The organism is Actinocrinis sp. (assembly GCF_035605935.1).
GTDB lineage: Bacteria > Actinomycetota > Actinomycetes > Streptomycetales > Catenulisporaceae > Actinocrinis.
Genome location: NZ_DATNGK010000026.1, coordinates 21,554 through 27,874, shown reverse-complemented (window position 1 = coordinate 27,874; position 6,321 = coordinate 21,554). Strand labels below are relative to the sequence as shown.

Annotated in this window: 6 protein-coding genes; 3 read left to right on the top strand and 3 right to left on the bottom strand. The window is 65.0% G+C overall.

From position 1 onward, the window contains the following. Positions 1-46 precede the first annotated feature (46 nt). Positions 47-547 (top strand): RICIN domain-containing protein, encoded by a 501-nt coding sequence (locus tag VN779_RS02405; protein ID WP_325719656.1) that lies wholly within the window; start codon positions 47-49, stop codon positions 545-547. Between the two features lie 430 nt (positions 548-977). Here the strand turns inward: VN779_RS02405 and VN779_RS02400 are convergent, their stop codons facing one another. Further along, a complete protein-coding gene (locus VN779_RS02400; protein WP_325719654.1) occupies positions 978-1,373 on the bottom strand; it encodes a hypothetical protein in 396 nt (131 codons plus the stop codon). Between the two features lie 77 nt (positions 1,374-1,450). Next, positions 1,451-1,657 (bottom strand): hypothetical protein, encoded by a 207-nt coding sequence (locus VN779_RS02395; protein ID WP_325719651.1) that lies wholly within the window; start codon positions 1,655-1,657, stop codon positions 1,451-1,453. 945 nt (positions 1,658-2,602) lie between these two features. Between VN779_RS02395 and VN779_RS02390 the strand changes: the two genes are divergently transcribed. Continuing rightward, positions 2,603-2,953, top strand: a complete 351-nt coding sequence (locus VN779_RS02390; protein WP_325719649.1) for a hypothetical protein — start codon at positions 2,603-2,605, stop codon at positions 2,951-2,953. Positions 2,954-4,000: 1,047 nt separating this feature from the next. Here VN779_RS02390 and VN779_RS02385 read toward each other — a convergent pair. After that, complete coding sequence (locus VN779_RS02385) at positions 4,001-5,104, bottom strand: aldose epimerase family protein (protein WP_325719647.1); 1,104 nt, start codon at positions 5,102-5,104, stop codon at positions 4,001-4,003. 158 nt (positions 5,105-5,262) lie between these two features. Between VN779_RS02385 and VN779_RS02380 the strand changes: the two genes are divergently transcribed. Continuing rightward, positions 5,263-6,303 carry a LacI family DNA-binding transcriptional regulator gene (locus tag VN779_RS02380; RefSeq protein WP_325719645.1) on the top strand — a complete coding sequence of 347 codons (1,041 nt, stop codon included), beginning with the start codon at positions 5,263-5,265 and terminating at the stop codon, positions 6,301-6,303. The last annotated feature ends 18 nt before the right edge of the window (positions 6,304-6,321 follow it).

The following is a 6,321-nucleotide window of genomic DNA, read 5'->3' as shown; positions in this document are numbered from 1 at the left end:
GGCGACGATGCCAGTGGCCCCGCGATCTCAGAGGAGAACACACACCGTGAGCAAGACCTTTCGGCGCCTGCTGCTGCTTCCGGCGGCGGCCCTGGCGCTGTCGATGACGCAGGCCGCGTCGGCGCACGCGGACGTGTATCTCAACTTTCAGACGCCCTGGGGCGGCGGTCAGTGCCTCCGCCCGGACTTGTACTGGCCCCTGGGGCAGAGCGTCCACGAGTACTCGTGCGCAGACGGTCTAGCCCACCACTGGAAATACGCCGACGTGAGAGGTGCCGTGACCAAGATTTTGTGGGCCCCCAACTTTGGATGCCTGATCCCGAACTGGGACCGGGAGGGCTCGCCGGTGGTCGTCACCGGTGGCGGCAACGTCTGCGCCAACAGCGATTCAGACTGGGAAATGATCCCGCTAGGCGGCATCTACTACAAGATCAAGAACGTCGCCACCGGCCTGGTGCTGGACTACGACGACTCGGGCGCCAACCGCGGACTCCAACTCTGGCGAGACCTGGGCGACTCGAACCAGGTGTTCTACCTGGCCCCCTGACCGCAGTTGGCGGGACAAACCGAGCAGATGATTTGGCTAGGCGCTCGCTCGTTGGGATGAGGTCCAGATCGGCGTGACCATGAACGCTTCACGAATGTGGTGTAGAAGTCGAAGCGGGAAGCGATCAAGATCATTGACCGTTTGCTCAGGCCAGAGCGCTCGGGCTGATGTCAAGAGTAGGTGTCAAAGCCCCAGACCTGTATCAAGGTCTGGGGCTTCTGGCTGTTGCGTCCCTGGTGGGGGTGGTGCCCACGGCGCGATTCGAACGTGCGACACCCGCCCCATCTAGCACGGATCGGCACGGGACCATTCATGACTAACCCTGTGACCAGCACGCTGTCTGATATGCCCTAGTGCGTGTTCGCTGCCGGCTGCCGCTGTTGGTGTCGTTCGCTGGTGTCAGCGCGAGTCGTAGGCGGCTTGACTAGACTTACATGATCCTGAGTCGCTGATGCCATGTCTTCGCCCAGTGTGTCCGCCACAGTTGCCCGCCTCGCTCGGTGAACACAATGGCGACCGTAGGCCCTGGCGAGTCCCACCACCAATCCCAGAGTGCCGGATCGCTGAGCATTTCGGGCAGTTCCTCGCACGAAAGTGTCTCGTACTCGTCGGAATCGACACGGGCAAACCTGCGCACCTCAACCCACCCGGCGTCCACCATCGCGAGCAACGGCGCCACGAGTTCGTCAATGCGCGCAATCCGCTCCTCGTGCGACGTCGCCCCAGCCGGCCGCCAGTCACCAAGAGCGTTGGGCAAGAAGTCGTGCTCGGACGCATTGACCAGCAACACCCGTTGTTCATGCGTCAACTCATCCCAGGTGCTCACACCCCGAGTGTTCCGCACCCGCAGCGGCGATCGCACCGCGATTTCGGACGCTCGCCGCGCGGCTCGCGCTACCGCCTTCAGCTGTAGAAGCCGCGACCGTACTCCTCTCGCGACAACGTGAAATCGCGGGGCCGCTCAGCGCGAAGTCGCTCGTACCGCTTGCTGAACTCGTCTATGGCGGCAGGGATGCCGCATCCCAGCTCCGCACGGATGCCCACGAGGGCCGGGAGCATTCGGCCAGCCACAATGTTCTCGTGGATCTCGGCAGCTGCGTCGTCACTCACGCTGCCAGTGTGCCGCAGACCACCCGGACAGACCACCTGGTGAGTAAGGAAACGTACGGCCGGTGAATTCGATCGATCTGGGCTCTGGATGATCCGAGAGGATCACCAACTGTTCAAGTGCGACAACTGTGGTCGACTGCTGCTCGAGGATCAAAGCACCGGGCGCGCTAGCTTCTTCGAACCCTCCGCCCCACGGCACTGATGCTGACTCTAGATGCGAACTTGCGGCACCGGTGGGGCAGATCAGGACATTCCTGCCCGAGTCAGGCCGGAAAGAGTCATCGTACGGCACTGCTGGTCGGCCCGCTTGCTGTACCGCGCTGCTGTACAGACCTAAGCGGTTGACCGACAATTCAGCACTGACACAGTTTTGAACAGGGGGCGGCATGCGGTGGGTCGGAGGCATCAACGCGCCAGGTCTCGGCGGTTGGCGCATCAACGCAAGTTGGCCGTTCGGCGTACTGCTTCTCTCTGACGGCCAGGTCACAGTGAAGCTCCGCTGGGTCGGACGTGTGCTGGGCACCACTGCGCTGGTGTGTCAGCCACGGGATCTCGCGCTCGCCTTCCCATGCGATGGTCGCTTTTCTCAAGGTGTTGGGCTTCGAACGAACGCCGGCGCAGAGATCTACTTCTGGACAGGCCAGAGGGTTGAAGTCCTATCTCAGATGGCAAGGCTGGGCTTCAGCACGGGGAATGTGTGGCAACGTGCTCGGAGCATCAGATAGCGCGCTCTCGTCCGCGAGTGGTTCGGTTGGCCTCGTCCGCTGCTGATCGCCTGTCGTCTGCTGTTGTCTGGTGTCGTCTGTTACCGGGGTCTCGCTGAACTTCTCCCTGACTATCAGTGCTGATAATCAGCACCCACCCATAGGGTCTTGTCTTCCACGGGCACCAGAGCGCTAACCTCTTTGTCCAGCTAGCGTCGCCAACACGGACGGGGATCAAAGAATGCCCACACCTGCGCCTGAATGGATACCGAATCAGCAGCTTACGATCGGCAGGCTCGCGTGGCTGGCAGCGCGTCCGGTCCTGCTTCGACGTTCCCACCCCTGGTGGGTCACGCTGCTGCGTGTCCTCGGCTCATCGGGTCGATCCGCCTCGGGCTCGGGCATGGCGCACGACGTGTCCACAGAGGTCACAAGCGATCGCATGGCGAGCTACTCCGTGCCCATCGACCGCATTGCCGAGCGATTGAGCTCTGCCGAGGTGGTGGCGCTGCGGGAGCACGGCACTCTCCCCGACTGGTTCTTTCCCGTGGTCGAGCAAGAACGCAAAGCGTTTCTACGCAGCCTCAAGTAAACTGACTGACTGAAACGACGCTTCGGCCTTCGCCGGCTTTCGGCGCCTGCCTGCGGTCTTGACACTAGTCGGGTCTATCAACCCTGCGACACTCTTGACGCTCTGCGCGCTGATGTGCGCGCCGGTCAGCAGCTCACGTCGGAGTCGATCTCCCGTGAGTCACCGCTGCTGACCGTTCGACAGCCTCGGCACAGGCACGCAACGGGCATGTTGCATGCGCAGCCTTAGCCCATGGTCACATCGCTTCAAGGATTATCCCAGCGAGCAATTTCAAGACGAAGAACATGGGTCTCGTCGTCCGCTTCCACCTAGTAGCCGATGCTCGCCAGACCAGCTCGTCGGAGATGCTGTCGACTGAGATGCGTCGCTTGTGGCCCGGATGACCGCAACGCCTCAGGTAGAAGGCAAGTCTTAACGCACGCACCCGACGCGGACTGATCCTGAGGTCGCGGGCGGTCTCCTCGTACGTACGGCACGTCCAGACATCCCTAGGCACCCAGCCATTGTGTTGATGCTCAAAGCAACAGTCCAGAGCTTCCCGCCGCCTAGCAGTGCTCTTCGTCTCGAACGTCCGGCGCAGGCGGGCATATTCGGACATTCCCGGTCAGCACCAGCTACTAGGCTGGTCGCTGAGCCCGCTGGTGCTCGGGTTCCTGATTGCGGTGGGCGCCGACATGGAGGTCGACGAGTACGGCTGAGCGGTCGTGGTCGCACGGGTACGCCCTTGTCTCGTCGTAGGTCTGTCGAGTGGTCAGGCAGTCGCGCAAGATGCCCACTTGACGGTTGAACAGGTCAGTTAGCGGAGCGGCCGAGCGTCAGCGAGGGCGCGGAGCGTCTGGGGTGGGCGGGCGGGCACCAGTCCCGGCGGAACCGGGCCAGCCGCAGGCGTCGGCGCAGCGGCGCAGCGGTGCCTGAGATGTGCAGGTTCACAGGACGGCTAAGTCCAACGCCGCGTCTGAGTCAAACAGCCCCGGCCGTTTCTGACCGGGGCTGTTCCTACGTGGAGCCGAGGGGATTGAGCCCTGACGTTCTGCTACTAACCGGTGATCAGCGCAGGTGCGTGAAGCCGTACACCGTCTGGGAGTGGAAGACGTGACCCGGGAGCAGCACGGTGGAGGGGAACTCCGGCCGGTTCGGCGAGTCCGGGAAGTGCTGGGTCTCCAGCGCCACAGCGGCGCGCGGGCCGTAGTTACGGCCCGAGATGCCGACCACCTCGGCCGGCAGCGCGTTGGCCGTGTACAGCTGGATTCCCGGCTCAGTGGTCAGGATTTCCATGGCCCGGCCGCTCTCCGGGTCGGACAGGCTGCCGATCAAGCGCGGTTGGGCGGTGCGGCCGCCGTCGAGGATGTAGCAGTGGTCGTATCCGCCGGCGCCCTTGATCTGCTCGTGCGGGTCGTCGATCCGCGCGCCGAGCGGCGCGCCGGCGGTGAAGTCGAACGGCGTTCCGGCGACGGGCAGGGCGCAGGCCAGCGGAATCAGGTCCGCGTCCACGGGAAGGTACTCGGACGCGGCGAGGGTGAGTACGTGCTCGTCGATGGTGCTGCTGCCCTCGCCGGAGAGATTGAAGAACGAATGGTTCGTCAGGTTCAGCACGGTCGGAGCTTCCGCAGCGGCCTGGTAATCGATGTACAGCGCGCCGCCGGCGAGCATGTAGCGCAGCCGCACGCTCAGCCGTCCCGGGTAGCCCTGGTCGCCGTCCTCGCTCACCAGGTTCAGCTCAACGCCGACACCACCTTCCTCGACCAGCGGACGCGCGTCCCAAACCTGCCGATGAAAGCCCTCGGGACCGCCGTGCAGTGCGTTCGGGCGGGCGCCGTCGTTGATCGGCAGCCGGTATTCGCGTCCGTCGAGAACGAAGCGACCGGCCGCGATGCGATTCGCGAACCGGCCGACGACGCAGCCGAAGTAGTAGCTGCTGTCCACGTAATCGGTGAGCTTGTCGTAGCCGAGCACCACGTTGGCCGCGCCGCCACTTTCGTCTGCGCCGCCGACGCCGGGCACGTGAAGCGTCTGGAGCACGGCGCCGTAAGTGAGGACGGAGGCGGTCAATCCGGTGGCGTCCGTGAAGGTCCAGCGGTCGACCGGGCGGCCGTCGGGCAGCGTGCCGAACAGGTCGCGAACGGGGGCGGAGGCGGCGGGAGAGTCAGTCACGGACGGATTACTCCTGATCGGATCGGCGGTTAGGCGATGCTTCCCGAACACCGGATCGCCCGGAACGTTGGCGCGCTCGCCCGGAAAGCCGGTATTCTGCGGCTGTGGCATTCTAACGTTGTAATTCACGACAGATAAGTCGGACGGAGCGCAGGGTTGTGACCGGGGAGCGCACGACCACACGCGCCGGCGCGGCACGCTTGCGCGACGTCGCCCAGGCCGCCGGGGTATCCGTCAAGACCGTATCCAACGTGGTCAACGGAACCGCGCGGGTCGCCGACGAGACCCGACTGCGGGTGCAGCAGGCCATCGACGCACTCGGCTACCACCCGAACCTGATGGCCCGGCGCCTGCGCACCGGCCGCAGCGGCGTGCTCACGCTCGCGTTCCCGGAGATGCCGAACCCTTATTTCGCCGAGCTGGCCGTCGAGGTGATCGCCAGCGCGCGGCGGCACGGTTACACGGTCCTGATGGACGACACGGCCGGCGATCCGGGCGCCGAGCTGCGCATGGCCTGCGGTCTCGGCGATCCGATGATCGACGGGGTGATCCTCAGCCCGCTGGGTCTCGACCAGAACGAGCTGGCCTCCCGCGATCGGCAGATCCCGTTGGTGTTGCTCGGCGAGGCGGACTACGGCCTGGTGTGCGACCACATCCACATCGACAACGTCTCGGCCGCGCGTGACGCCGTGCGACACCTGATCGACCAGGGCTACCGGCGCATCGGCGCGATCGGCTGGCAGGATCCGGCCCCGCGAGCGACCGCGCAGCAGCGGCTGCTCGGCTACACCGAGGCGCTGCGCGACGCCGGGCTGCCAGTCGAACAAGCGCTCTTCCCTCCGGTGCGGTCCTACTTCCGGCCTGACGGCGCGGCGGCGATGCGCAAGCTGCTCAAGCTGCCTGAGCTGCCGGACGCGGTGTTCTGCTTCAACGATCTGATGGCTCTCGGCGCGATGCGGGCGATCCATGAAGCCGGCTTGCGGGTGCCGCAGGACATCGCCCTGGTCGGCTTCGATGACGTGGAGGAGGCGGAGTACTCGATTCCGTCCCTCACGACGATCGCCCCGGACAAGACGAAAATCGCCGAAGCGGCGGTCGGCACCCTGCTCTACCGGATCAACGAAGGCTACGGCGAGCCGTGCCGGTTGATCCAGCCGGGTTACCGGCTCGTGGTGCGGGAAAGCAGTCGCCGCAGTTGACCGCGGTCGCGGCCGCGG

Excerpts from the sequence above, each read along its gene's own strand:
- VN779_RS02390 (WP_325719649.1), top strand. The coding sequence starts at position 2,603 with ATGCCCACACCTGCGCCTGAATGGATACCGAATCAGCAGCTTACGATC.